At 56.2% G+C, this 24,725-nt stretch carries 24 protein-coding genes; 3 read left to right on the forward strand and 21 right to left on the reverse strand.

Annotated features, from left to right (window positions below):
- Positions 1-101 precede the first annotated feature (101 nt).
- The 21 genes from glmS to rpmH form a co-directional block, all read right to left on the reverse strand.
- A complete protein-coding gene (gene glmS / locus JSY17_RS11355; protein ID WP_117163945.1) occupies positions 102-1,937 on the reverse strand; it encodes a glutamine--fructose-6-phosphate transaminase (isomerizing) in 1,836 nt (611 codons plus the stop codon).
- 9 nt (positions 1,938-1,946) lie between these two features.
- The gene (locus JSY17_RS11360; protein ID WP_117163944.1) at positions 1,947-2,714 is read right to left on the reverse strand and encodes a DeoR/GlpR family DNA-binding transcription regulator; all 768 of its coding nucleotides are present in this window, start codon (positions 2,712-2,714) and stop codon (positions 1,947-1,949) included.
- Positions 2,715-2,856: 142 nt separating this feature from the next.
- Complete coding sequence (glmU, locus tag JSY17_RS11365; RefSeq protein WP_200998070.1) at positions 2,857-4,224, reverse strand: bifunctional UDP-N-acetylglucosamine diphosphorylase/glucosamine-1-phosphate N-acetyltransferase GlmU; 1,368 nt, start codon at positions 4,222-4,224, stop codon at positions 2,857-2,859.
- A gap of 109 nt (positions 4,225-4,333) precedes the next feature.
- Positions 4,334-4,759 carry a F0F1 ATP synthase subunit epsilon gene (locus JSY17_RS11370; protein WP_025262613.1) on the reverse strand — a complete coding sequence of 142 codons (426 nt, stop codon included), beginning with the start codon at positions 4,757-4,759 and terminating at the stop codon, positions 4,334-4,336.
- Positions 4,760-4,803: 44 nt separating this feature from the next.
- The gene (gene atpD, locus JSY17_RS11375) at positions 4,804-6,180 is read right to left on the reverse strand and encodes a F0F1 ATP synthase subunit beta (protein WP_117163942.1); all 1,377 of its coding nucleotides are present in this window, start codon (positions 6,178-6,180) and stop codon (positions 4,804-4,806) included.
- A gap of 27 nt (positions 6,181-6,207) precedes the next feature.
- Positions 6,208-7,068, reverse strand: a complete 861-nt coding sequence (gene atpG, locus JSY17_RS11380; protein WP_117163941.1) for a F0F1 ATP synthase subunit gamma — start codon at positions 7,066-7,068, stop codon at positions 6,208-6,210.
- Between the two features lie 50 nt (positions 7,069-7,118).
- Entirely contained in the window at positions 7,119-8,663 is a 1,545-nt protein-coding gene (atpA, locus tag JSY17_RS11385) for a F0F1 ATP synthase subunit alpha (protein WP_117163940.1), read from the reverse strand.
- A gap of 21 nt (positions 8,664-8,684) precedes the next feature.
- Positions 8,685-9,221: a F0F1 ATP synthase subunit delta gene (locus JSY17_RS11390; RefSeq protein ID WP_025262617.1), complete on the reverse strand. Its 537-nt coding sequence runs from the start codon at positions 9,219-9,221 to the stop codon at positions 8,685-8,687.
- A 12-nt stretch (positions 9,222-9,233) separates the two neighbouring features.
- Positions 9,234-9,704, reverse strand: a complete 471-nt coding sequence (locus JSY17_RS11395) for a F0F1 ATP synthase subunit B (RefSeq protein ID WP_025262618.1) — start codon at positions 9,702-9,704, stop codon at positions 9,234-9,236.
- 57 nt (positions 9,705-9,761) lie between these two features.
- Positions 9,762-10,019: a F0F1 ATP synthase subunit C gene (gene atpE / locus JSY17_RS11400; protein ID WP_002555987.1), complete on the reverse strand. Its 258-nt coding sequence runs from the start codon at positions 10,017-10,019 to the stop codon at positions 9,762-9,764.
- Positions 10,020-10,172: 153 nt separating this feature from the next.
- Complete coding sequence (gene atpB, locus JSY17_RS11405) at positions 10,173-11,042, reverse strand: F0F1 ATP synthase subunit A (RefSeq protein WP_117163939.1); 870 nt, start codon at positions 11,040-11,042, stop codon at positions 10,173-10,175.
- Positions 11,043-11,058: 16 nt separating this feature from the next.
- Positions 11,059-11,466 (reverse strand): F0F1 ATP synthase subunit I, encoded by a 408-nt coding sequence (locus JSY17_RS11410; protein WP_117163938.1) that lies wholly within the window; start codon positions 11,464-11,466, stop codon positions 11,059-11,061.
- A 146-nt stretch (positions 11,467-11,612) separates the two neighbouring features.
- Positions 11,613-12,485, reverse strand: a complete 873-nt coding sequence (locus tag JSY17_RS11415; protein ID WP_117163937.1) for a ParB/RepB/Spo0J family partition protein — start codon at positions 12,483-12,485, stop codon at positions 11,613-11,615.
- Positions 12,486-12,494: 9 nt separating this feature from the next.
- Positions 12,495-13,286, reverse strand: coding sequence for a ParA family protein (locus tag JSY17_RS11420; RefSeq protein ID WP_200977148.1), 792 nt, complete (start codon positions 13,284-13,286; stop codon positions 12,495-12,497).
- An 18-nt stretch (positions 13,287-13,304) separates the two neighbouring features.
- Entirely contained in the window at positions 13,305-13,949 is a 645-nt protein-coding gene (gene rsmG, locus JSY17_RS11425; protein WP_162883174.1) for a 16S rRNA (guanine(527)-N(7))-methyltransferase RsmG, read from the reverse strand.
- Complete coding sequence (gene mnmG, locus JSY17_RS11430; protein WP_206402952.1) at positions 13,946-15,838, reverse strand: tRNA uridine-5-carboxymethylaminomethyl(34) synthesis enzyme MnmG; 1,893 nt, start codon at positions 15,836-15,838, stop codon at positions 13,946-13,948. Before mnmG ends, rsmG begins: the two co-directional genes overlap by 4 nt.
- Positions 15,839-16,416: 578 nt before the next feature.
- Positions 16,417-17,787: a tRNA uridine-5-carboxymethylaminomethyl(34) synthesis GTPase MnmE gene (mnmE, locus tag JSY17_RS11435; RefSeq protein WP_117163933.1), complete on the reverse strand. Its 1,371-nt coding sequence runs from the start codon at positions 17,785-17,787 to the stop codon at positions 16,417-16,419.
- Between the two features lie 78 nt (positions 17,788-17,865).
- Positions 17,866-19,551, reverse strand: a complete 1,686-nt coding sequence (yidC, locus tag JSY17_RS11440; RefSeq protein WP_117180603.1) for a membrane protein insertase YidC — start codon at positions 19,549-19,551, stop codon at positions 17,866-17,868.
- A 2-nt stretch (positions 19,552-19,553) separates the two neighbouring features.
- Entirely contained in the window at positions 19,554-19,799 is a 246-nt protein-coding gene (gene yidD / locus JSY17_RS11445; RefSeq protein WP_117163931.1) for a membrane protein insertion efficiency factor YidD, read from the reverse strand.
- Positions 19,792-20,193: a ribonuclease P protein component gene (gene rnpA, locus JSY17_RS11450; protein WP_117163971.1), complete on the reverse strand. Its 402-nt coding sequence runs from the start codon at positions 20,191-20,193 to the stop codon at positions 19,792-19,794. The genes yidD and rnpA overlap by 8 nt, the downstream gene beginning before the upstream one ends.
- A gap of 16 nt (positions 20,194-20,209) precedes the next feature.
- The gene (rpmH, locus tag JSY17_RS11455; protein WP_002551315.1) at positions 20,210-20,344 is read right to left on the reverse strand and encodes a 50S ribosomal protein L34; all 135 of its coding nucleotides are present in this window, start codon (positions 20,342-20,344) and stop codon (positions 20,210-20,212) included.
- A gap of 584 nt (positions 20,345-20,928) precedes the next feature.
- Here rpmH and dnaA point away from each other — a divergent pair.
- Genes dnaA through recF form a run of 3 tightly spaced genes read left to right on the forward strand, consistent with a single transcriptional unit; the run spans position 20,929 to position 24,725 of the window.
- On the forward strand, positions 20,929-22,458 hold the full coding sequence (gene dnaA, locus JSY17_RS11460) for a chromosomal replication initiator protein DnaA (protein WP_117163930.1): 1,530 nt from the start codon (positions 20,929-20,931) through the stop codon (positions 22,456-22,458).
- A 38-nt stretch (positions 22,459-22,496) separates the two neighbouring features.
- Positions 22,497-23,600, forward strand: coding sequence for a DNA polymerase III subunit beta (gene dnaN / locus JSY17_RS11465; RefSeq protein ID WP_117163929.1), 1,104 nt, complete (start codon positions 22,497-22,499; stop codon positions 23,598-23,600).
- 21 nt (positions 23,601-23,621) lie between these two features.
- The gene (recF, locus tag JSY17_RS11470) at positions 23,622-24,725 is read left to right on the forward strand and encodes a DNA replication/repair protein RecF (RefSeq protein ID WP_025257774.1); all 1,104 of its coding nucleotides are present in this window, start codon (positions 23,622-23,624) and stop codon (positions 24,723-24,725) included.

Below are 24,725 nucleotides of genomic sequence, written 5' to 3' on the forward strand. Positions count from 1 at the left end.
GTTTGAGCCTTGTGTCAATCTATGTTCATGCGTGTCAAACTTTATTGTTTTGTGTCAATCTTTATTGTTGAAAACCACTGAAACTCACCCCTGTGGATAACTCACTCCACAGTCACAGACTTCGCCAGATTCCGCGGCTGGTCGACGTCCGTCCCTTTCAACACCGCCACGTAGTACGACAGCAGTTGCAGCGGGATGGTGTAGAGAATCGGTGCAAGCACATCGATGATGTGCGGCATGGCAATCACGTGGGTGCCTTCGCCGTTGGTCATACCGGCTTGTTCATCAGCGAATACCACCAGCTCACCGCCGCGTGCGCGGACTTCCTGGAGGTTGGATTTGAGTTTTTCCAGCAGTTCGTTGTTCGGTGCAACGGTGACCACCGGCATGTCGTTATCCACAAGCGCCAGCGGGCCGTGCTTGAGTTCGCCGGCCGGGTAGGCTTCGGCGTGGATGTACGAGATTTCCTTGAGCTTGAGGGCTCCTTCCATCGCTACCGGGAATTGCGCGCCACGGCCCAGGAACAGGGTGTGGTGTTTCTCGGCGAACAGCTCGGCGACTTTCTCGACGGTGCTGTCCATGGCCAGCGCTTCGCCCAGACGGGTCGGCAGGCGACGCAGTTCCTCGACCAGTTCGGCTTCGACGCCACTCTCCAGCGTGCCTTTGACCTGGCCCAACGACAGGGTCAGCAACAGCAGGGCAACCAGTTGGGTGGTGAAGGCCTTGGTGGATGCCACGCCGATTTCAGGACCGGCCTGGGTCAGCAGGGTCAGATCCGATTCGCGCACCAGGGAACTGATGCCGACGTTGCAGATGGCCAGACTGGCCAGGAAGCCCAGTTCCTTGGCGTTGCGCAGTGCGGCCAGGGTGTCGGCGGTTTCGCCGGACTGAGAGATGGAAACGAACAGGGTGTCCGGCTGGACCACAACCTTGCGATAGCGGAACTCACTGGCCACTTCGACCTGACAAGGAATGCCGGCCAGACCTTCCAGCCAGTAACGCGCAACCATACCGGCGTGGTAGCTGGTGCCGCAGGCCACGATCTGAACATTGCGAACCTTGGCAAACAGTTCGGCAGCTTGTGGACCAAAGGCATGGACCAGAACTTGTTGCTGACCCAGACGACCTTCCAGCGTGCGCTGCACAACCTTGGGCTGCTCGTGGATTTCCTTGAGCATGAAGTGACGGTATTCGCCTTTGTCGGCGGCTTCGGCACCTTCGTGGTATTGCACGGTTTCGCGAACCACCGGCAGACCATCCACAGACCAGATCTGTACGCTGTCGCGACGGATCTCGGCGATATCGCCTTCTTCCAGGTACATGAAGCGGTCGGTCACCTGACGCAGTGCCAACTGGTCCGATGCCAGGAAGTTTTCACCAAGACCCAGACCAATCACCAATGGGCTGCCACTGCGTGCGGCCAGCAGACGATCCGGTTGGTTGGCGCTGATGACTGCCAGGCCGTAGGCACCGTGCAGTTCCTTGACCGCTGCTTTCAGAGCGGTGGCCAGATCCGGAGTGTCCTTGAGCTGATGGTGCAGCAGGTGAACGATGACTTCGGTGTCGGTATCGGAAACGAACACGTAGCCGAGGCCCTTGAGGCGCTCGCGCAGGGCTTCGTGGTTTTCGATGATGCCGTTGTGGACAACTGCCAGCTCATCGGCCGAAAAGTGCGGGTGTGCATTGCGCTCGCATGGTGCGCCGTGGGTGGCCCAACGGGTGTGAGCGATACCCAGGCGACCGGCCAGAGGCTCGCCTGCCAACGCCTGCTCAAGCTCGCTGACCTTGCCCGAACGACGACGGCGCTCAAGGCTGCCTTCATTGCTGAAAACCGCTACACCGGCGCTGTCATAGCCCCGGTATTCAAGACGCTTGAGCCCTTCCAGCAGAATGGCTGTGATACTACGTTCAGCAACGGCGCCGACAATTCCACACATGGTTCTCTCCTAGCTGACAGCGGCACAAATCAGGGTAATGCCGCGGGCTTTTATCTGTTCGCGTGCCTCATCGGGCAGGCGCTCATCTGTGATAAGGGTATGGATACTGCTCCAGGGCAGTTCCAGGTTGGGAATCTTGCGACCGACTTTATCGGCTTCGACCATGACCACCACTTCCCGGGCGACTTCAGCCATGACCCGGCTCAGGCCCAGCAACTCATTGAAGGTCGTGGTACCACGAATCAGATCGATGCCGTCGGCACCGATGAACAACTGATCGAAGTCGTAGGAGCGCAGAACCTGCTCGGCCACCTGTCCCTGGAAGGATTCGGAGTGCGGGTCCCAGGTTCCACCGGTCATCAGCAGCACCGGCTCATGTTCAAGCTCGGCCAGAGCCCGCGCCACATGCAGGGAGTTGGTCATTACCACCAGGCCCGGCTGCGCGCCCAGCTCGGGAATCAGCGCAGCGGTGGTGCTGCCACTGTCCACAATGATGCGGGCATGTTCGCGAATTCGCGTCACTGCCGCCCGGGCAATGGCCTGCTTGTATCGGGAAACGGGCTGGCTGCTTTCGGCAATCAGTTCGTGAGGCAAGGTGACTGCACCACCGTAACGGCGTAGCAGCAAGCCATTGCTTTCGAGAGCGGCCAGATCCTTTCGAATCGTAACTTCCGAAGTTTCAAAGCGCTGGGCCAGATCATCGACACTGACTTCGCCCTGCTCATTGAGCAAGGTGAGGATATTGTGGCGACGTTGAGGCGTATTACGTTTCGACATTTTGGCTTTAAGTTTCGATTCAAAAGATAACGAAAGAAATAAAACCTCATTATCGAAACAGGGTCAAGCTGTGGGAGCGAATTGATTCGCGAATGGAGCTATTTTCACGAATGAATCGCTCCCACGGGGCCTGTGGATAACCTCAGGATTTCTTGACCTTTACCGGACGCTTCCAGCCTTCGATATTGCGCTGGCGTGCGCGAGCGACGCCCAACTGTTCGGCAGGAATGTTCTGAGTGATGGTAGAACCCGCTGCAGTGGTGGCTCCTGAAGAGATATCCACAGGTGCAACCAGCGAGTTGTTGGAACCGATGAATACATCCTCACCCAGAATGGTCTTGTGCTTGTTGGCACCATCGTAGTTGCAGGTGATGGTCCCGGCACCGATATTGGAGCGCGCACCGATTTCGGCATCGCCCAGATAAGCCAGGTGTCCGGCTTTTGCGCCATCGCCAAGGTGAGCATTCTTGAGTTCCACAAAGTTACCCACATGGGCCTTGGCACCCAGGACACTGCCAGGACGCAGGCGAGCGAATGGGCCGGCATCGCTGCCCTCGCCCAGAATTGCGCCTTCGATATGGCTGTTGGCCTTGAGCACGACGCCTTTGCGCAGGGTGCTGTCCTTGATGACGCAATTAGGGCCGATGACCACGTCATCTTCAATGATCACGCGACCTTCAAGAATCACGTTGATATCGATCAGCACATCACGGCCAACCGTCACCTCGCCGCGCACGTCGAAACGCGACGGGTCACGCAAAGTCACGCCGGCAGCCATCAGACGACGGGCCTCACGCAACTGGTAATGACGCTCCAGCTCCGCCAATTGCTTGCGGTCATTGGCGCCCTGCACTTCCATCGCATCGTGAGGCTGTTCGGTGGCAACCACCAGACCATCACTGACGGCCATGGCGATGACATCCGTCAGGTAATACTCGCCCTGAGCGTTGTTGTTGGACAGACGCCCGAGCCAGTCGGCCAGACGCTTGCCGGGTACTGCAAGAATGCCGGTATTGCCTTCGTTGATAGCCTTCTGGGCTTCGCTGGCATCCTTGTGCTCGACAATGGCACAGACCCGGTTCTCTGCGTCACGAACGATGCGGCCATAGCCAGTCGGATCGTCCAGCGTCACAGTCAGCAGGCCCAACTGCTCCGGGGTGACCAGAGCCAGCAGACGCTGCAGGGTCTGAACCTCGATCAGCGGTACATCGCCGTACAGAATCAGCACGGTATCAGCGCTCAGTTGCGGTACTGCTTGGGCAACTGCGTGGCCTGTCCCCAGTTGCTTGTCCTGCATGACGAAATTCAGGTCATCCGCTGCCAAACGCTCGCGTACGGCATCTGCACCATGACCGATCACCACATGAATGCCATTTGGGGATAACTGCCGTGCGCTGTGGATAACATGACCAAGCATGGAGTTACCTGCAACAGGGTGCAGGACTTTAGGCAAGGCCGAACGCATGCGGGTACCTTGGCCAGCGGCAAGAATAACGATATCGAGAGACATGAGGACTACCAACTGAGCGGTAACCAGCCCGGAGCGGACTGATTCGGAAAAAAGAAAAAGGGTAGCCGAGGCTACCCTTTTACTCAATCGCGCATTGAAGACAGCGGGGTTAGCCGCCGAACTTCTTGCGAATTTGCTGAACGGTGCGCAGCTGAGCTGCTGCCTCGGCCAGACGAGCAGTCGCAGATCCGTAATCGAAGTCCGCGCCTTTTTCGTTCAGGGCCTTCTCGGCAGCCTTGACGGCGGCCTGAGCAGAAGCTTCGTCCAGGTCGGCAGCACGTTGCACAGTATCGGCAAGCACCTTGACCATGTTCGGCTGAACCTCGAGGAAACCGCCGGAGATGTAGAACACCTCGGCTTCCCCACCCTGCTTGATCAAGCGGATCGGGCCTGGGACCAGATTGGTGATCAGAGGCGCGTGGCCTGGAGCGATACCGAGATCACCCAGGTTGCCGTGCGCAATCACCATCTCGACCAGACCGGAGAAGATTTCCCCTTCCGCGCTGACGATGTCGCAATGGACTGTCATAGCCATTTGCTTGCCTCAACCTAATTAGCGCCCGTTTCCGGGCGCCGGGATTACAGTTTCTTGGCTTTCTCGATCGCTTCTTCGATGCCGCCGACCATGTAGAACGCTTGTTCTGGCAGGTGGTCGTAGTCACCGTTGAGGATGCCTTTGAAGCCAGCAATGGTGTCTTTCAGGGAAACGTATTTACCCGATGCACCAGTGAAGACTTCAGCCACGAAGAACGGCTGCGACAGGAAGCGCTGGATCTTACGAGCACGGTTTACCAACTGCTTGTCGGTTTCCGACAGCTCGTCCATACCCAGGATCGCGATGATGTCTTTCAGCTCTTTGTAACGCTGCAACACGTACTGAACGCCGCGAGCGGTGTCGTAGTGTTCCTGGCCGATGACGTTCGGGTCCAGCTGGCGCGAAGTCGAATCCAGTGGATCTACCGCTGGGTAGATACCCAGGGAAGCGATGTCACGGGACAGTACGACAGTTGCGTCCAAGTGGGCGAACGTGGTCGCTGGCGACGGGTCGGTCAAGTCGTCCGCTGGTACGTATACCGCCTGGATCGAGGTGATCGAACCGTTCTTGGTGGAAGTGATGCGCTCTTGCAGAGTACCCATCTCTTCAGCCAGGGTCGGTTGGTAACCTACTGCGGAAGGCATACGGCCCAGCAGTGCGGATACTTCGGTACCGGCCAGGGTGTAACGATAGATGTTGTCGACGAACAGCAGAACGTCGTTACCTTCGTCACGGAACTTCTCGGCCATGGTCAGGCCGGTCAGAGCAACGCGCAGACGGTTTCCCGGTGGCTCGTTCATCTGACCGTAAACCAGTGCAACCTTGTCCAGAACGTTGGAGTCCTTCATCTCGTGGTAGAAGTCGTTACCCTCACGAGTACGCTCACCCACACCGGCGAACACGGAATAACCGCTGTGCTCGATGGCGATGTTACGGATCAGTTCCATCATGTTTACGGTTTTGCCTACACCGGCACCACCGAACAGACCGACTTTACCGCCCTTGGCGAACGGGCAGACCAGGTCGATAACCTTGATGCCTGTTTCCAGCAGATCGTTGCCACCCGCCTGTTCAGCGAAGGATGGCGCAGGACGGTGAATGCCCCAACGCTCTTCTTCACCGATAGGACCGGCTTCGTCGATCGGGTTGCCCAGGACGTCCATGATCCGGCCCAGAGTCGCTTTACCGACCGGTACGGAGATGGCTTTGCCGCTGTCGTTGACGTTCAGACCGCGCTTCAAGCCTTCGGTCGAACCCATTGCAATGGTACGAACCACGCCGTCGCCCAGCTGCTGCTGAACTTCAAGAGTGGTTTCCGCGCCTTGTACACTCAGCGCGTTATAGATACTCGGTACGCTATCGCGTGGGAATTCCACGTCGATCACGGCGCCGATGATTTGAACGATACGTCCGCTACTCATTAGCTGGTTCCTCTAATATTTGAACCGTTAAACCGCGGCAGCGCCGCCGACGATTTCCGAGATCTCTTGGGTGATCGCTGCCTGACGCGCCTTGTTGTAGATCAGCTGCAAATCGCTGATCAAATCACCGGCGTTGTCTGTGGCGTTCTTCATCGCGATCATCCGCGCAGCTTGTTCAGCAGCGTTGTTCTCGACCACCGCCTGGTACACCTGCGACTCAACGTAGCGAACCATCAAGCCGTCGAGCAGCTCTTTGGCATCGGGTTCGTAGAGATAGTCCCAGTGGTGCTTGAGTTTCTGATCCGGGGTTGCCACCAGCGGAATCAATTGCTCCACCGTTGGCTGCTGGGTCATGGTGTTGATGAACTTGTTGGATACCACGGACAGGCGATCGATTCGACCATCCAGGTAGGCATCCAGCATCACCTTGACGCTGCCGATCAGATCATTGATCGACGGCTCTTCGCCCAGGTGGCTGATCGCAGCGACGACATTACCGCCGAAGTTGCGGAAAAATGCCGCACCTTTGCTGCCGACCACGCACAGATCGATCTCTACGCCGTTTTCACGGTTTACCGCCATGTCCTTGACCAAAGCCTTGAACAGGTTGGTGTTCAGGCCACCGCACAAACCACGGTCACTGCTCACTACGACATAACCGACACGCTTTACTTCGCGATCGATCATGAACGGGTGGCGATACTCCGGGTTGGCGTTGGCAAGATGACCAATCACCTGGCGGATGCGCTCCGCGTAAGGACGGCTAGCAGCCATGCGCGCTTGAGCCTTGCGCATTTTGCTGACCGCCACTTTTTCCATGGCGCTGGTGATCTTTTGCGTGCTTTTGATGCTCGCAATCTTGCTGCGAATCTCTTTTGCGCCTGCCATGTAACACCTATCAGGTTAGCAAGCGGGAACCTCTCGGCTCCCGCTGCGGCTTACCAGGTTTGGGTGGCCTTGAACTTCTCGATACCGGCTTTGAGGCCAGAATCGATTTCGTCATTGAAGTCACCCTTCACGTTGATCTTCGCCATCAAGTCGGCGTGATCGCGGTTGAAGTAAGCAATCAGAGCCTGCTCGAAGCTGCCGATTTTTGGAATCTCGATGTCCACCAGGAAGCCACGTTCAGCGGCATACAGGGACAACGACATATCAGCGATGGACATCGGCGCGTATTGCTTCTGCTTCATCAGCTCGGTAACGCGCTGACCATGCTCAAGCTGCTTGCGGGTCGCTTCGTCCAGGTCAGAAGCGAACTGGGCGAATGCTGCCAGTTCACGGTACTGAGCCAGAGCGGTACGGATACCACCGGAAAGCTTCTTGATGATCTTGGTCTGAGCGGCACCACCTACACGGGATACCGAAACACCGGCGTTCACAGCCGGACGGATGCCGGAGTTGAACATGGCCGATTCCAGGAAGATCTGACCGTCGGTGATGGAAATCACGTTGGTCGGAACGAACGCGGAAACGTCGCCAGCCTGGGTTTCGATGATCGGCAGTGCAGTCAGGGAACCGGTTTTGCCGGTCACTGCGCCGTTGGTGAACTTCTCTACGTACTCTTCGGAAACACGCGATGCGCGCTCCAGCAGACGGGAGTGGAGATAGAACACGTCACCTGGGTAGGCTTCACGTCCTGGTGGACGGCGCAGCAGCAGGGAAATCTGGCGGTAAGCCACTGCTTGCTTGGACAGATCGTCATAAACGATCAGCGCGTCTTCACCGCGGTCGCGGAAGTACTCGCCCATGGTGCAACCCGAGTACGGTGCAAGGAATTGCAGCGCAGCGGATTCGGAAGCACTTGCAGCAACGATGATGGTGTTAGCCAGTGCACCGTTTTCTTCGAGCTTGCGAACAACGTTGGCGATGGTCGATTGCTTCTGACCAACTGCAACGTAGACGCAGAAGATGCCGCTGTTTTTCTGGTTGATGATCGCGTCGATCGCCATGGCGGTTTTACCGATCTGGCGGTCACCGATGATCAGCTCACGCTGGCCACGGCCGACTGGGATCATTGCGTCGACGGCCTTGTAGCCAGTTTGTACTGGCTGGTCGACCGACTTACGCCAGATCACGCCTGGAGCAACTTTCTCGACCGCATCGGTCTCGGTGTTGTTCAGCGGACCTTTACCGTCAACAGGGTTGCCCAGTGCGTCGACAACGCGACCCAGCAGTTCCTTGCCAACCGGAACTTCGAGGATGCGGCCGGTGCACTTGGCGCTCATGCCTTCAGCCAGAGTCGTGTAGGCACCCAGTACAACGGCACCGACAGAGTCTTGCTCAAGGTTCAGCGCCATACCGTAGACGCCGCCCGGAAACTCGATCATTTCGCCGTACATTACGTCGGCAAGACCGTGAATCCGCACGATACCGTCAGACACGCTGACGACTGTGCCTTCGTTGCGGGCTTGAGAGGTTACATCGAGCTTCTCGATGCGACCCTTGATGATTTCACTTATTTCGGAAGGATTGAGTTGCTGCATTGCTCTGCTGCCCCTTCAAACTCAAGATTTCAATGCTTCGGCTAGTTGCGCGATCTTGCCGCGAACTGAGCCATCGATAACCAGGTCGCCGGCGCGGATAACGACACCACCGATAAGGGTGGCATCCTCCGCAGCGTGCAGGCGCACTTCCCGGCCGAGCCGTGCACTGAGAACCTTGGCGAGTTTGTCTTGCTGTTCTTGGTTCAATGCAAAAGCACTGGTGACATCCACATCGACCGATTTTTCCTGCTCGGCCTTGTACAGGTCGAACAGTTCGGCGATCTCCGGCAGAAGCGGGAGACGGTCGTTTTCAGCAACGACATGGATGAAATTCTGTGCCTTGGCATCGAACTTGTCGCCACACACTTCAATAAAAGTGGTGGCCTTTTGTGCGCTCGTCAGTCGCGGGGCCTTGAGCAGGCTCTGCATGGTGTCGTCTTGCGACACCGCAGCAGCCAGGCCGAGCATGGCTGACCAATTGGCCAGTTGCTGGTGGGCCTGCGCGTGCTCGAAGGCCGCCTTAGCGTAAGGTCGGGCCAACGTGGTCAGTTCTGCCATGATCGCCCTCGCTTAAATTTCAGCTGCCAGTTTGTTAACCAGCTCCGCGTGCGCGTTTTGATCGATTGTGGCGCCCAGGATCTTCTCGGCACCATTGACTGCCAGGCTGCCCAACTGGGCGCGCAGAGCGTCTTTGACACTGTTCAGTTCCTGCTCGATCTCGGCCTGAGCCTGAGCCTTCACACGGTCAGCTTCGACACGAGCCTGTTCACGGGCTTCGTCGACAATCTGAGTACCGCGTTTCTTGGCTTGCTCAATGATTTCGGCTGCTTGAGCTTTAGCTTCGCGCAGTTGTTGACCCACTTTGTCTTGGGCCAGCTCCAGGTCGCGAGCTGCTCGTGTAGCAGCGTCCAGTCCATCCGCGATCTTCTTCTGACGTTCGTGCAAAGCCGCGATGACCGGAGGCCACACGAACTTCATGCAGAACAGCACAAAGATGAAGAACGCAACGGACTGGCCAATCAGGGTTGCATTAATATTCACGCCAACACCTCGCTCGTTCGTTGTCCATCACACCAATCAACTCGAATATTCGAGCGATTAGCCAGCGAGCTGACCAACGAAGGGGTTCGCGAAGGTGAAGAACAGAGCGATACCAACACCGATCATGGTAACGGCGTCGAGCAGGCCCGCAACGATGAACATTTTAACTTGCAGCATTGGAACCATTTCTGGCTGACGCGCTGCGCCTTCCAGGAACTTACCGCCCAACAGGCCGAAACCGATTGCAGTACCCAGTGCGCCCAGGCCGATCAACAGTGCAACAGCGATAGCGGTTAGACCAACTACAGTTTCCATCTTTCCTCCCGACTTTTACGTCGTATTGGTTAGGTTTTCTTAGATTAAAGCGGTAAAGCAAAATCGTTTGTTACATCAGCCCTTGCGGTTTCCCGCTTGCGGCTCCCTCTCACCAATGGCGAGAGGGTCATCAGATACACCGGATGGCGAATCTTAATGGTTATCTTCGTGAGCCATTGACAGGTAAACAATGGTCAGCATCATGAAGATGAACGCTTGCAGGGTGATGATCAGGATGTGGAATACAGCCCACGCCCATTGCAGCACCACACCCAGGCCACTGAGCCAGAGCAGGCCGCTGCCGAACATGACCGCGATCAGGATGAATACCAGCTCGCCAGCGTACATGTTGCCGAACAGACGCAGTGCCAGCGAAATCGGCTTGGCTACCAGGGTCACGAATTCAAGCAGGAAGTTCACCGGAATCAGCAGCGCCTGAACGAAGATGTTCTTGCTGCCGAACGGGTGAAGTGTCAGTTCGCCGATGAAACCACCGATGCCCTTGACCTTGATGCTGTAGAAAATGATCAGTGCGAATACCGACAGAGCCATGCCCAGGGTGGCATTCGGGTCTGTGGTCGGAACGGCACGGAAAGGAATGTGCGCATCGCCCGAGATCAGGATCGCCAGTTGAGGAATCCAGTCGACCGGGACCAGGTCGACGGCGTTCATCAGGAACACCCAGACGAAAATGGTCAGGGCCAGGGGAGCGATCACGGCGCTACGACCGTGGAAGCTGTCCCGCACGCTGCCATCGACGAACTCGACCAGCACTTCGACGAAGTTCTGCAGGGCGCCAGGCTGGCCGGAAGTTACCTTCTTGGCCGCCATGCGGAAAATAAGAACGAAAATGAGACCCAGTGCGACCGACCAGCCGAGAGTATCGACGTGGAAAGCCCAAAAGCCCATTTCCTTTGCTTCTGCTGCGGTATGGGCAAAGCCCCAGCTGCCGTTGGGTAGCTGACCGAATGTCAGGTTCTGCAAGTGGTGCTGGATATAGCCCGAAGCTGTTTGCTCTGCCATTTTTGCCTCAAACGCCCTAAGGTCTCGAAAGTCTTGTTCTCATTAGCAGGGGAGCGAACCAGTTGACCACCTGGATCAACATGAACACGCCGAATACAGCCAGCGGCGCCAATGGCTTCACACCTGCAAACGTCAGTGCAAAAAGCACTGCCGTCAAAATCAGTTTGCCTGCCTCGCCGGCATAGAATGACCGGACGATGGCTTGCGCTGCTCTGGCCCCGGAAAACCGGAAAGCCTTGTGAGCAAAGTACAAATTGGGCAGCCAAGCTATCAGGCCACCGCACAGCCCTGAATATCCCGCTACGACTCCATTCCACTGCAGGAGCGCCAGGGCAGCCAGCAGCAGGACAATCAATTGAGCCAGCAATACCGGAAAAACCGCTAACCGATGGAACGGCAAGCGGTCTGGCATGCGTGATTCCATCGCAACTGCTCCTTGAATGTCGGTCGTCACAAGCAATAACTTGGCATAATTTGTGCCGACAAAATGCGCGCAGAGTATAGGGGCGGTTAAGCCCCTATTCAACCGTAAGGTAGTGATTTCCGACTATACGCTACAGAGCAATTGTTTCAGCGAATGTGAGCGAGCACCCCTTGCAACTCGTCCAGCGAGTTGTAACGGATGACTAACTGCCCCTTTCCCTTCTGCCCATGACGAATCTGGACTGCAGAGCCCAGCCGCTCGGCAAGACGCTGTTCCAGCCGACTGATATCGGGGTCTGTCTTCACCGCTTCCACAGGAGCCGGCTTGCCGCTGAGCCATTGCCTGACAAGGGCCTCGGTCTGACGCACCGTAAGACCACGTGCGACAACATGTCGCGCACCTTCGACCTGCCTTTCTTCGGGCAAACCGAGCAATGCACGTGCATGACCCATTTCCAGATCACCATGGGACAGCATGGTCTTGATCACGTCAGGCAAGGCGATCAGACGCAACAGGTTGGCCACGCTGACGCGCGACTTGCCCACTGCATCGGCGACCTGTTGCTGGGTCAGCTGGAATTCCTGCTGCAACCGCTGCAACGCCAGCGCTTCTTCGATGGGGTTGAGATCTTCGCGCTGGATGTTCTCGATCAGCGCCATGGCGATGGCGTTTTCGTCCGAGACTTCGCGGACCATGGCCGGAATCGTCTCTACGCCTGCCTGCTGGCTCGCACGCCAGCGACGCTCACCGGCAATGATTTCATAGCGGTTGTCGCCGATCGGACGAATCACGATCGGTTGCATGACGCCCTGTGACTTGATCGACAGGGCAAGTTCTTCCAGTGCCTGGGGATCCATATCGCGACGCGGCTGGTACTTGCCACGCTGGATAAGATCCAGAGGCACGTGCTGCAGCTCGCGCTGATCGATCTTGACGGCCTGTTCTTCCAGCGAACTGACGGTTGGACTGCTCAGAAGTGCGTCCAACCCACGTCCGAGACCTCGTTTCTTGACGGCCATGGGAATTCCTTAGGTTGGCTGAGCGGCTTTCGAGCTGCGACGTTGACGACGTACCAGTTCACCTGCAAGCGCCAGGTAAGCCAGAGCACCGCGGGAGGTCTTGTCATAGGCCAGCACCGGCATGCCGAAACTCGGCGCTTCTGCGAGCCTGATGTTGCGCGGGATAACCGTGTCGTAGAGCTGATCGCCGAAATGTTCCTTGAGCTGTGCGGAAACATCGTTGATCAGGCTCAGACGCGGATCGTACATCGTGCGCAGCAACCCTTCGATTTTCAGTTGAGGGTTGAGCAGTTCTGCGATGCGCTTGATGTTATCCACAAGGTCGCTGAGACCTTCCAGCGCAAAGTACTCGCACTGCATGGGGATAATGACCCCATCGGAAGCTACCAGGGCATTGAGGGTCAGCATCGACAGCGACGGCGGGCAGTCGATGAGGATGTAATCGTAGTTTTCCCGGATCGGCGCAAGCGCATTGCGCAAGCGGCTTTCCTTCATCTGCATTTCCAACAACACCACTTCGCCAGCCGTAAGGTCACGGTTGGCCGGCAGCAGTTGATAACCACCATGTTCGGAAAACTGTATCGCCTCGGCCAGATCGCATTCGCCGATCAGCAAGTCGTATACCGAGTTTTCCAGGGTGTGTTTATCCACACCGCTCCCCATGGTCGCGTTGCCCTGAGGGTCGAGATCGATCAACAGCACGCGGCGCTTGGTTGCAACCAGTGACGCTGCGAGGTTGATACAGGTGGTGGTTTTACCCACACCACCTTTCTGGTTCGCTATCGCGAATACCTTAGCCATTCTTGCTTGTGTTCCCAGTCATGCCGTGCGGCGCAGTATCAGCAGATGGCGTTGGCCTTGGCAACCTGGAACGGTCAAGGCTTGTGCGCTATCGAGATGAAAGTCTGCCGGCAATGCTACCAGTTCATCGGTCGGATGCAGCCCTTTCATTGCCAACCAACGTGTATCGGTGTCACCCATGTGGCGTGTCCACCCGGTAAAGTCTTCCAGACTGCTGAATGCCCGGGAAACGATCCCCGTGAACGGCACATCTGGCTGATACGCTTCTGCACGACTGTGGATAACTTCGAGATTGTCGAGTTTCAGCTCAAGTTTGACCTGAGTCTGGAACCGGGTTTTCTTGCCATTGCTGTCCAGCAGCGAAACCTTCATTTCCGGAAACATGATAGCCAGAGGAATGCCGGGCATTCCGCCACCGCTACCAACGTCCAGCCAGCGTGGGCCTTCGATGAAGGGAACGACGCTCAGGCTGTCGAGCAAATGCCGCGAAACCATCTCGTCCGGATTGCGCACAGCCGTCAGGTTGTAGGCTTTGTTCCACTTTATCAACAGCTCGAGATAAGCCAGCAACTGGCCATGCTGTTTTTCACTCAGATCCACACCCAGTTCCCGGGCACCTGTGGATAATTCCTGAGCATGCTGCGGAGTGACCATAGAACTCAAGCGCTTTGCTCCAACTGACGGCCCGCGCCGCGTTTTTTCAAGTGAATCATCAACAGGGAAATCGCTGCTGGCGTCACGCCGGGAATACGCGATGCCTGTCCCAGGGTCTCGGGACGAGTTATCCCCAGCTTGCTTTGAATCTCTTTCGACAAACCGGAAATCGTCGTGTAATCGATGTCTTCCGGCAGTTTTGTATCTTCGCTGGCCCGCAGACGGGCAATTTCATCCTGCTGACGCTCGATGTAACCGGCGTATTTGGTCTTGATCTCGACCTGCTCGGTGACTTGAGGATCGCTGCAACCCTGACCGGTCAGGGAAATCAGACTCGCATAATCGACTTCCGGGCGAGTCAGCAGGTTGAGCAGATTGTATTCGTGGGTCAGCGGCGTACCGAAGTGCGCAGCAATCGCATCGCCCTGCTCCGTGCCAGGCCGGACCCAGGTACTTTTCAGACGCTGTTCTTCCAGCGCGATGTTTTCACGCTTGGTGCAGAACGCTGCCCAGCGGGCATCGTCCACCAGACCCAGTTCACGACCTTTTTCCGTCAGACGCAAATCGGCGTTGTCTTCACGCAATATCAGGCGATATTCGGCACGGGATGTGAACATCCGGTAAGGCTCTTGAGTACCGAGGGTAATCAGGTCGTCGACCAGCACACCGATGTACGCCTCATCACGGCGCGGGCACCAGCTTTCCTTGCCCTGGGCACGGAGCGCAGCGTTGGTTCCGGCCAGCAGACCTTGTGCGCCGGCTTCTTCGTAGCCAGTGGTGCCGTTGATCTGACCTGCGAAAAACAGACCGCCGATGACTTTGGTTTCCAGGCTGTACTTCAGGTCACGCGGATCGAAGTAATCGTATTCGATGGCATAACCGGGGCGAACGATGTGCGCGTTTTCCATACCGCGAATCGAGCGAACGATCTGCAGTTGCACATCGAATGGCAGCGAAGTGGAAATCCCGTTCGGATACAGCTCGTGGGTGGTCAGACCTTCCGGTTCGATGAAGACCTGATGGCTTTCCTTGTCGGCAAAGCGGTGGATCTTGTCTTCGATCGAAGGGCAGTAACGCGGACCGATGCCTTCGATCACACCGGAATACATGGGTGAGCGATCAAGGTTGGACGCAATGATTTCGTGAGTCCGGGCATTGGTATGCGTAATCCAGCAACTGACCTGCGCTGGATGCTGTTCCTTGGAGCCCAGGAACGACATGACCGGAATAGGCGTATCGCCCGGCTGTTCGGTCATCACTGAAAAATCCACCGAACGGCCATCGATGCGTGGCGGCGTTCCGGTTTTCAGGCGACCAACGCGCAGCGGCAGTTCACGTAACCGTTTTGCCAGAGCAATCGACGGTGGATCTCCGGCACGGCCACCGGAATAGTTCTGCATCCCGATGTGGATAAGTCCGCCCAGGAACGTACCGGTGGTCAAGACCACTGAGTCGGCCATGAAACGCAGGCCCATTTGCGTGACGACACCACGAACCTGGTCCTGCTCGACGATCAGGTCATCGCAGGCTTGTTGAAATATCCACAGGTTCGGCTGGTTTTCCAGAATTTCGCGAACGGCTGCCTTGTATAGAACGCGGTCTGCCTGGGCACGAGTCGCTCGTACCGCCGGACCTTTTCGGCTGTTCAATACGCGGAACTGGATGCCGCCTTTATCTGTAGCGGTTGCCATCGCACCGCCAAGGGCGTCGATTTCCTTGACCAGATGGCTTTTGCCAATACCGCCAATAGCCGGGTTACAGCTCATCTGACCGAGCGTTTCCACGTTGTGCGTCAGCAGGAGGGTTTTGACACCCATGCGTGCCGACGCCAGTGCGGCCTCGGTACCGGCATGACCGCCACCGATGACGATCACTTCAAAACGGGAAGGGAAATCCACCACGCACCTCGTGCCTGTTGTCGATGGGAAATTGGGATAGCTGACAAGTATAGGGAATACACCCACCTGAAAGAAACCCGTTGCACAAAATTTAACCAGCTGTGGAAAACTGGCGGATAAAGAAATTAAAAAGGAAAGAAATCTTATAAAACCTTGTTTTTATGTTTATTCTTATTGAGCATGCTTTCTGTGGATAAGGTTCTACAAGCCATATTAATCAATGTGTACAGAGATTCATAAGTCTGTGTTCATGTGCCAATGAGGCCTTGGGATAACCGTCTTGAGCCTGTGGATTAAATGATAACTTGTCCACAGACGGGTTTATCTTCAGCTTTCGACCCCAGTTATCAACTGAGCTCAGAAGCAGTTATTCACAGGGCTTAATTCAGATAAATCGCTTCCCGAAGGGACAATTCACAGGCTGCAGACACCGAGGATTGTGTTGTCTGAGCGACAGGCGGTAATGAATGGACACAGCAAGGCTTCTCTTTGTGGATAAGAGAGGCTGATAGGGAGGGCGTGATTCAGAAGGAGGAGCCCGGCATTGCACCGGGCTGTTCAAGCGGTGTGGCCGGGGCTTATTTACCGATACAGAAGCTTGAGAAGATCCTGCCGAGCAGGTCGTCCGAGCTGAAAGCTCCGGTAATCTCTCCCAGCGCCTGCTGGGCCTGGCGCAGATCTTCGGCCAATAGCTCGCCAGCGCCCGCCAGTGTCAGTTGTGCACGGCCATGCTCGAGGAAGTCACTGGCATGACGCAGCGCTTCGAGGTGACGTCTGCGTGCGCTGAAACTGCTTTCCGAGGTCTGTTCATAACCCATGCAGGCTTTGAGATGTTCACGCAGCAGTTCCAGACCCTCGCCACCGGCCTTGGCGCTGAGACTGATGGTGACATGGCCATCGGCGCTGGTTTCCAGACCAATCAGGTCACCACTCAGATCGGCTTTGTTACGGATCAGCGTAACCTTCGCTGGATCAGGACGTTGCTCCAGGAATTCAGGCCATAACGCGAAAGGATCGGTTGCTTCCGGCGCAGTGGCGTCGACCACCAGCAAGATGCGGTCAGCCTCGCCAATGGCCTTGAGAGCACGCTGTACGCCGATTATTTCTACCTGGTCGTCGGTATCGCGCAAGCCGGCTGTATCCACAACATGCAGCGGCATGCCGTCTATGTGGATATGTTCGCGCAATACATCCCGTGTCGTGCCGGCAATCTCGGTGACAATCGCAGCCTCTCGACCCGCCAGGGCATTGAGCAGGCTGGATTTACCCGCATTGGGGCGACCGGCGATCACGACTGTCATGCCGTCACGCAGCAATGCACCCTGCCCTGCTTCGCGCAGCACTGTGGATAACTCCTCACGGACCTCATCAAGCATGCTCAGCACGTGGCCATCGGCAAGAAAGTCGATTTCCTCCTCGGGAAAGTCGATAGCGGCTTCCACATAGATTCGCAGGCTGATCAGCTTCTCGGTCAAGTTATCCACACGCTGGGAAAACACGCCCTGCAGAGAACGCAGGGCATTACGTGCAGCCTGTGCAGAACTGGCTTCGATCAGGTCCGCAATGGCTTCGGCCTGGGCAAGATCCAGCTTGTCGTTAAGGAAAGCCCGTTCGCTGAACTCCCCCGGCCGGGCCAGACGGCTGCCGAGCTGCAGGCAGCGCTGCAGCAACATATCCAGCACGATAGGGCCGCCATGGCCTTGAAGCTCCAGGACATCTTCACCGGTAAAGGAGTTGGGCCCCGGGAAATACAGTGCAATCCCTTCGTCGATGACCTGGCCTGTTTCATCCTCGAAAGGACCGTAGTGAGCAAATCGTGGTTTTGGCGTGCGTCCAATGATTGCCTGGGCAGCCTTGCCTGCCAAAGGCCCGGATATGCGCACGATGCCTACACCACCGCGACCTTGAGCGGTGGCGATGGCGGCGATGGTTTCACGAGGGACGTTCATGGTCCGGCTCCTGGACAACTGACAGATAGCAAAACGCCCCACGAGGGGGCGCTTTGTAAAACTTGTTCACAGGTTAGATCAAGCAGCAGCTTTGTTGGTAGATGCTTCGATCTTGCGAGTGATGTAGGCCTGCTGTGCAATCGACAGGGTGTTGTTCACAACCCAGTACAGAACCAGACCGGCAGGGAACCACAGGAAGAAGAACGTGAAGATGATTGGCATCATTTTCATGACCTTGGCCTGCATCGGATCCGGCGGAGTCGGGTTCAGACGCTGCTGGATGAACATGGTCGCGCCCATGATGATCGGCAGGATAAAGAACGGATCCTTGATCGACAGGTCAGTTATCCACAGTATCCATGGAGCCTGACGCATTTCCACGCTTTCCAGGAGTACCCAGTACAGTGCAAGGAAAACCGGCATCTGGACAAGAATCGGCAAGCATCCACCCAGCGGGTTGATCTTTTCTTTCTTGTACAGCTCCATCATTGCCTGGGACATTTTCTGGCGATCGTCGCCAAACTGTTCTTTCAGTGCAGTCAGCTTCGGACCTACGGCACGCATGCGCGCCATGGACTTGTAGCTGGCGGCCGACAGTGGGAAGAACAGGCCTTTGATCAGCATGGTCAGGAAAATGATCGACCAGCCCCAGTTACCCACAATGGAGTGGATATGTTGCAGCAGCCAGAAGATCGGCTGTGCAATGAACCAGAGAAAACCGTAGTCGACAGTCAGCTCCAGACCTGGGGATAACTCTTTGAGTACCGCCTGGCTTTTCGGACCTGCATACAAGGTGGCACTGGTTTCGCCTTTGGCACCGGCAGCAACCGATAGTGTCGGGCCAGTGAAACCGATGATGTAGTTGCCCTGGTTGTCTTTACGTGTCTGAACGGCATTGCTGTCGCCATGGCTTGGAATCCAGGCCGTCACGAAGTAATGCTGCAGCCATGCAACCCAGCCGCCTTGTACTGTTTCTTTCAGCGGAGCCTTGTCGATATCTTTCATCGACACTTTTTTGTACGGCTCTGCAGCTGTCCACAGGGCTGCACCCAGGTAGGTGGCAGTACCGGTGGCAGTGGTCGAAGACGGATCGGAACTGGCATCGCGCTTCAGTTGTGCAAACAGATTACCCGCCCATGGCTGAGCGCTCTGGTTATCCACAACGTAGGTGACAACCACATCGTACAGACCGCGCTTGAAGGTGAAGCGCTTGATGTAGTTGACGCCGTTATCAGCGAATTTCAGTTCAACGACCAGATCGTTCTGGCCATCGTTCAGTTGATAAGTCTTCTGTGCAGACGAATAAACCGGACGACCGGCAGCGCGTGCATCAGGTCCGTTGGTACCGGTCAGGCCGCTTTGTGCCAGAAAGGTACGTTCGCCACCGTTGTCGAATAGCTGAAATGGAACATCCGGACGGTCCTGACGACGTGGGTACAGTGGCAGACGAAGTTGAACCACGTCACCACCTACCGGATCGATCGCCAGATCGAGCACGTCAGTCTTGACCTGAATCAGGTCCTTGCTCGGTGCGACCGGAGTTTCCAGAGGCGCTGCGACATTGGTCGGGGTAGCACTTGGAACATCGGCATTTGCAGAACCATTAGTACCAGCAGCCGTATCCGGTATAGCCGGTGCGGTTGTGCTGGCTGCAACATTCTGGGTCGGCATGGCAGCCTGGCCGTAGTCTTGGTTCCATTTCAGAACCCCGACGTAGGTCACGATTGCCAGGGCGACGATCAGGATCGTGCGTTTAATATCCATGATTACTCGGCCATCGAAGAAGAACGGGAGGTGGGGACAGGTGGAACCGGGTCATAACCACCGGGATTCCACGGATGACAGCGGCCCAAACGACGAAGTGTCAGCCAGCCGCCGCGTAAAACGCCATGATTATCGATGGCTTCATACGCATAGCAGGAGCAACTGGGGTAGAAACGACAGTGACTGGCCATCAGCGGGCTAATGGCGTAGCGGTAAAACTGGATCGGAACGAGTGCCAGTTTACGCATCTGGACTGTCTACCCCTGCAGTTTCGGGTTTTGTTTCCGGAGTGGGTCGGCTGCGTGCCAGACGTTTCCAGAGCTTGCCGAAATGCTGAATCAATTCCGGGTTTTCTATGTCACCCAGACCCTTACGCGCGACGATCACGATATCCCAACCGACCAGATTATCCTGGTGTTGGCGAAATGATTCGCGCATGAGGCGTTTCAAGCGGTTTCGCTCAACGGAGAGTTTTACGCTCTTTTTACCTATCACCAGCCCCAGACGGGGATGATCGAGGTCGTTGTTGCGCGCAAGGAGCAGGAGATTTTTCCCCGGAACCTTGCCGGTAGGGGAGTCAAAGACTGCCTTGAAATGCCGGGGAGTCAGCAAACGCTTTTCCCGACTGAAGTCTCGACTCACCACCAGTGCCGATTTATCAAACTGCCAGACGCTTACGGCCTTTGGCGCGACGACGCGACAGGACTGCACGGCCGTTCTTGGTGGCCATACGGGCACGGAAACCGTGGGTGCGGGCGCGCTTGATAGTGCTGGGTTGGAAAGTACGTTTCATGGCGTGTTACCTGGTTCGTCCACTACGGGCCGGAATGGCCCCCGTTTTAAGAGACCGGGGATTCTAGAGAAAGCAAGCGTGCAGGTCAATTTCCAACCAGCTTTTCCTTTATCTGCTTCCTTACAGGTCATTCCGCATCTTTACAGCCTGACAGCTCAATCTGGAGGAAATCAGTTATAGAAATAGAAAGAGGGAATATTTAAAGCTTTTTTGAAGAGCTTATAAAGGCTATGTACCTGATCTTCTGTGGATAACCAAGCCAAAGCCTTTAAAACCAATGTGTACAGGGGATCATAAGATTGTCGAGAAACAGTGTTCTGCCTGTGCTGTGACCTCGGAAAAGCTGTGTATGGAATGCCTTGTTATCCACAGGCTGGTTATCCACAGAGTTTGGCGCCGACTTATGCAATGAGCTGAGACCAGTTTATCCACAGGGCTTATCCATCGACCGTCTGTCGACTTTTCGCGTAATAAAAGCCGACTTTCTCCTTGTTTGTGAGCAACCTACATGTGGATAAGTCTGCGCCTGATCGTTACAATGGCGGATGTTTTTGCCTTACCGGCTTTCGACTTAGGGGATATCCGTGTCAGTGGAACTTTGGCAGCAGTGCGTGGAGCTTTTGCGCGATGAGCTGCCTGCCCAGCAATTCAACACCTGGATCCGTCCGCTACAGGTCGAAGCCGAAGGCGACGAGTTGCGTGTATATGCACCGAACCGTTTCGTTCTCGATTGGGTAAACGAAAAGTACCTGAGCCGTCTGCTTGAGCTTCTGGGCGAGCATGGTCAGGGAATGGCGCCTGCCCTTTCCTTATTGATAGGCAGCAAGCGCAGCTCGGCACCGCGTGCGGCACCCAATGCCCCACTGGCGGCTGCCGCTTCGCAAGCGTTGTCGGCCAATAATGTCAGCAGTGTCTCGACACCTGTCGCCGCTCCGGTGGTGGCTGCTCCTGCGCCGGCTCCTGCAGTACAGAGCGCCGAGACTCACGACGAGCCTTCGCGTGACAGTTTCGATCCGATGGCGGGTGCCAGTTCGCAACAGGCTCCGGCGCGTGCCGAGCAGCGTACTGTCCAGGTCGAGGGTGCACTCAAGCACACCAGCTACCTGAACCGCACATTCACCTTTGAAAACTTCGTCGAAGGTAAATCCAACCAGCTGGCCCGTGCTGCGGCCTGGCAGGTTGCGGATAACCCCAAGCATGGCTACAACCCGCTCTTCCTTTATGGCGGTGTCGGTCTGGGTAAGACTCACTTGATGCATGCTGTGGGTAACCATCTGCTCAAGAAGAACCCGAATGCGAAGGTTGTCTATCTGCACTCGGAGCGTTTCGTGGCCGACATGGTCAAGGCGCTGCAACTGAACGCGATCAACGAGTTCAAGCGTTTCTATCGCTCGGTGGATGCCCTGCTGATCGACGACATTCAGTTCTTCGCCCGCAAGGAGCGTTCCCAGGAAGAGTTCTTCCACACCTTCAACGCTCTGCTCGAAGGTGGACAACAGGTCATTCTCACCAGTGACCGCTACCCCAAAGAGATCGAAGGCCTGGAAGAGCGTCTGAAATCCAGGTTTGGCTGGGGACTTACGGTGGCCGTCGAGCCGCCGGAGCTGGAAACCCGCGTTGCGATCCTGATGAAGAAAGCCGATCAGGCCAAGGTCGAATTACCTCATGATGCTGCATTCTTCATTGCGCAGCGCATTCGCTCCAATGTCCGTGAACTCGAAGGTGCACTCAAGCGAGTCATCGCTCACTCGCACTTCATGGGCCGGGATATCACGATCGAACTGATTCGTGAGTCTCTGAAAGATCTGTTGGCGTTGCAGGACAAGCTGGTGAGTGTGGATAACATTCAGCGCACTGTCGCCGAGTACTACAAGATCAAAATCTCCGACCTGTTGTCCAAGCGTCGCTCCCGTTCTGTTGCCCGCCCACGTCAGGTGGCAATGGCGCTTTCCAAGGAGCTGACGAACCACAGTCTTCCGGAAATCGGCGATGTATTCGGCGGTCGCGACCATACGACCGTTCTGCATGCATGCCGCAAGATCAACGAACTCAAGGAATCCGACGCGGATATCCGCGAGGACTACAAGAACCTGCTGCGGACTCTGACTACATGATGACGCCAGTGCAGCTTATCAAGGCAAGGGACTAGACCATGCATTTCACCATTCAACGCGAAGCCCTGTTGAAACCCCTGCAATTGGTCGCCGGCGTGGTTGAACGCCGCCAGACCCTGCCGGTGCTATCCAATGTGCTCATGGTCGTCGAAGGCCAGCAACTTTCCCTGACAGGTACCGACCTGGAAGTGGAACTGGTCGGTCGTGTCCAGCTCGAAGAGCCAGCCGAGCCCGGGGAGATCACTGTCCCTGCGCGCAAGCTGATGGATATCTGCAAAAGCCTGCCGAACGATGTGCTGATCGACATCAAGGTCGATGACTCCAAAGTCGTAGTCAAGGCTGGTCGTAGCCGTTTCACCTTGTCCACATTGCCTGCCAATGACTTCCCGACTGTCGAAGAAGGTCCAGGCTCGCTGACGTTCGATCTGGTGCAAAGCAAGCTGCGCCGCCTGATCGAGCGCACCAGTTTTGCCATGGCTCAGCAGGATGTTCGTTACTACCTCAACGGCATGCTGCTCGAAGTCAGCGCTGGCGTCTTGCGCGCTGTCGCCACCGACGGTCACCGTCTGGCCATGTGCTCGATGTCTGCACAGATCGAACAAGCCGATCGTCATCAAGTGATCGTGCCACGTAAAGGTATTCTGGAAATGGCGCGTCTGCTCACCGAGCAGGACGGCATTGTCAGCATCGTATTGGGCCAGCACCACATCCGTGCCACGACCGGCGAGTTCACCTTCACCTCCAAGCTGGTAGACGGCAAATTCCCCGACTACGAGCGCGTACTGCCAAAAGGTGGTGACAAGCTGGTAGTGGGCGATCGTCAGGCATTGCGTGAAGCCTTCAGCCGTACTGCGATTCTGTCGAACGAAAAATACCGTGGCATCCGTCTGCAACTGGCCAACGGTCAATTGAAGATTCAGGCCAATAACCCTGAGCAGGAAGAAGCGGAAGAAGAGATCAGCGTAGAGTACAGCGGTGACTCACTGGAAATCGGTTTTAACGTGAGCTACCTGCTCGACGTGCTGGGTGTGATGACAACAGAACAGGTACGCCTGATTCTGTCCGACTCCAACAGCAGCGCCCTGGTACAGGAGTCGGATAACGACGATTCCGCTTACGTTGTCATGCCGATGCGTTTGTAACCCATGTTCAGCGCTATCTAGATGTCTCTTAGCCGCATCTCGGTCACTGGGGTGCGCAATCTGCACCCGGTGACCTTCTCCCCCTCCCCGCGTATCAACATCCTTTACGGTGCCAACGGAAGTGGCAAAACCAGCGTGCTGGAAGCCATTCATTTGTTGGGTATTGCACGTTCGTTTCGTAGCAGTCGCCTTCTTCCGGTCATTCAGTATGAGCAGCCAGCCTGTACTGTTTTCGGTCAGGTTCAGTTGGCTGAAAGTGGCCAAAGCAATCTTGGAATTTCCCGCGACAGACAAGGCGAGTTTCAGATTCGCATTGATGGGCAGAACGCACGTAGCGCAGCCCAACTGGCCGAGATACTTCCACTGCAACTGATCAACCCTGACAGTTTCCGTTTGCTGGAAGGTGCACCAAAGATACGTCGGCAGTTTCTGGATTGGGGAGTGTTCCACGTGGAACCTCGTTTCATGTCCACTTGGCAGCGACTGCAGAAGGCCCTGCGGCAGCGGAACTCATGGCTGCGGCATGGTACACTTGACGCCGCTTCGCAAGCGGCATGGGACCGGGAACTGTGCCTGGCCAGTGATGAAATCGATGAGTTTCGTCGCACGTATATCAAGGCCTTGAAACCCGTCTTTGAACAAACTTTGAGCGAACTTGTTGAGCTTGAAGGTTTGACCCTGAGCTATTACCGAGGTTGGGATAAGGAAAAAGAGCTGAGCACTGTGCTCGCTTCATCCTTGCATCGTGATCAGCAAATGGGCCATACACAGGCCGGACCACAACGGGCTGATTTGCGTCTCAGGTTAGGCGCACATAATGCTGCGGATATATTGTCCCGCGGTCAGCAGAAGTTGGTGGTCTGTGCATTGCGCATCGCTCAAGGGCATCTGGTCAGCCAGGCTCGCCGCGGCCAATGTATTTATCTGGTGGACGACTTGCCTTCCGAACTGGACGACAACCACCGCCGCGCACTTTGTCGCTTGCTGGAAGAATTACGCTGCCAGGTTTTTATTACCTGTGTAGATCAAGAATTTTTGAGGGAAGGCTGGCAGACGGAAACGCCAGTTGCCTTGTTCCACGTGGAACAAGGCCGTATCACCCAGACCCACGACCATCGGGAGTGA

It is taken from the genome of Pseudomonas capsici (assembly GCF_017165765.1).
Classification (GTDB): Bacteria; Pseudomonadota; Gammaproteobacteria; order Pseudomonadales; family Pseudomonadaceae; genus Aquipseudomonas; species Aquipseudomonas capsici.

Coding starts and splice junctions, on each gene's coding strand:
- glmS (WP_117163945.1), bottom strand. CDS start 1,937: ATGTGTGGAATTGTCGGCGCCGTTGCTGAACGTAGTATCACAGCCATT.
- JSY17_RS11360 (WP_117163944.1), bottom strand. CDS start 2,714: ATGTCGAAACGTAATACGCCTCAACGTCGCCACAATATCCTCACCTTG.
- glmU (WP_200998070.1), bottom strand. CDS start 4,224: ATGTCTCTCGATATCGTTATTCTTGCCGCTGGCCAAGGTACCCGCATG.
- JSY17_RS11370 (WP_025262613.1), bottom strand. CDS start 4,759: ATGGCTATGACAGTCCATTGCGACATCGTCAGCGCGGAAGGGGAAATC.
- atpD (WP_117163942.1), bottom strand. CDS start 6,180: ATGAGTAGCGGACGTATCGTTCAAATCATCGGCGCCGTGATCGACGTG.
- atpG (WP_117163941.1), bottom strand. CDS start 7,068: ATGGCAGGCGCAAAAGAGATTCGCAGCAAGATTGCGAGCATCAAAAGC.
- atpA (WP_117163940.1), bottom strand. CDS start 8,663: ATGCAGCAACTCAATCCTTCCGAAATAAGTGAAATCATCAAGGGTCGC.
- JSY17_RS11390 (WP_025262617.1), bottom strand. CDS start 9,221: ATGGCAGAACTGACCACGTTGGCCCGACCTTACGCTAAGGCGGCCTTC.
- atpE (WP_002555987.1), bottom strand. CDS start 10,019: ATGGAAACTGTAGTTGGTCTAACCGCTATCGCTGTTGCACTGTTGATC.
- atpB (WP_117163939.1), bottom strand. CDS start 11,042: ATGGCAGAGCAAACAGCTTCGGGCTATATCCAGCACCACTTGCAGAAC.
- JSY17_RS11410 (WP_117163938.1), bottom strand. CDS start 11,466: ATGGAATCACGCATGCCAGACCGCTTGCCGTTCCATCGGTTAGCGGTT.
- JSY17_RS11415 (WP_117163937.1), bottom strand. CDS start 12,485: ATGGCCGTCAAGAAACGAGGTCTCGGACGTGGGTTGGACGCACTTCTG.
- JSY17_RS11420 (WP_200977148.1), bottom strand. CDS start 13,286: ATGGCTAAGGTATTCGCGATAGCGAACCAGAAAGGTGGTGTGGGTAAA.
- mnmE (WP_117163933.1), bottom strand. CDS start 17,787: ATGAACGTCCCTCGTGAAACCATCGCCGCCATCGCCACCGCTCAAGGT.
- yidC (WP_117180603.1), bottom strand. CDS start 19,551: ATGGATATTAAACGCACGATCCTGATCGTCGCCCTGGCAATCGTGACC.
- yidD (WP_117163931.1), bottom strand. CDS start 19,799: ATGCGTAAACTGGCACTCGTTCCGATCCAGTTTTACCGCTACGCCATT.
- rpmH (WP_002551315.1), bottom strand. CDS start 20,344: ATGAAACGTACTTTCCAACCCAGCACTATCAAGCGCGCCCGCACCCAC.
- dnaN (WP_117163929.1), top strand. CDS start 22,497: ATGCATTTCACCATTCAACGCGAAGCCCTGTTGAAACCCCTGCAATTG.
- recF (WP_025257774.1), top strand. CDS start 23,622: ATGTCTCTTAGCCGCATCTCGGTCACTGGGGTGCGCAATCTGCACCCG.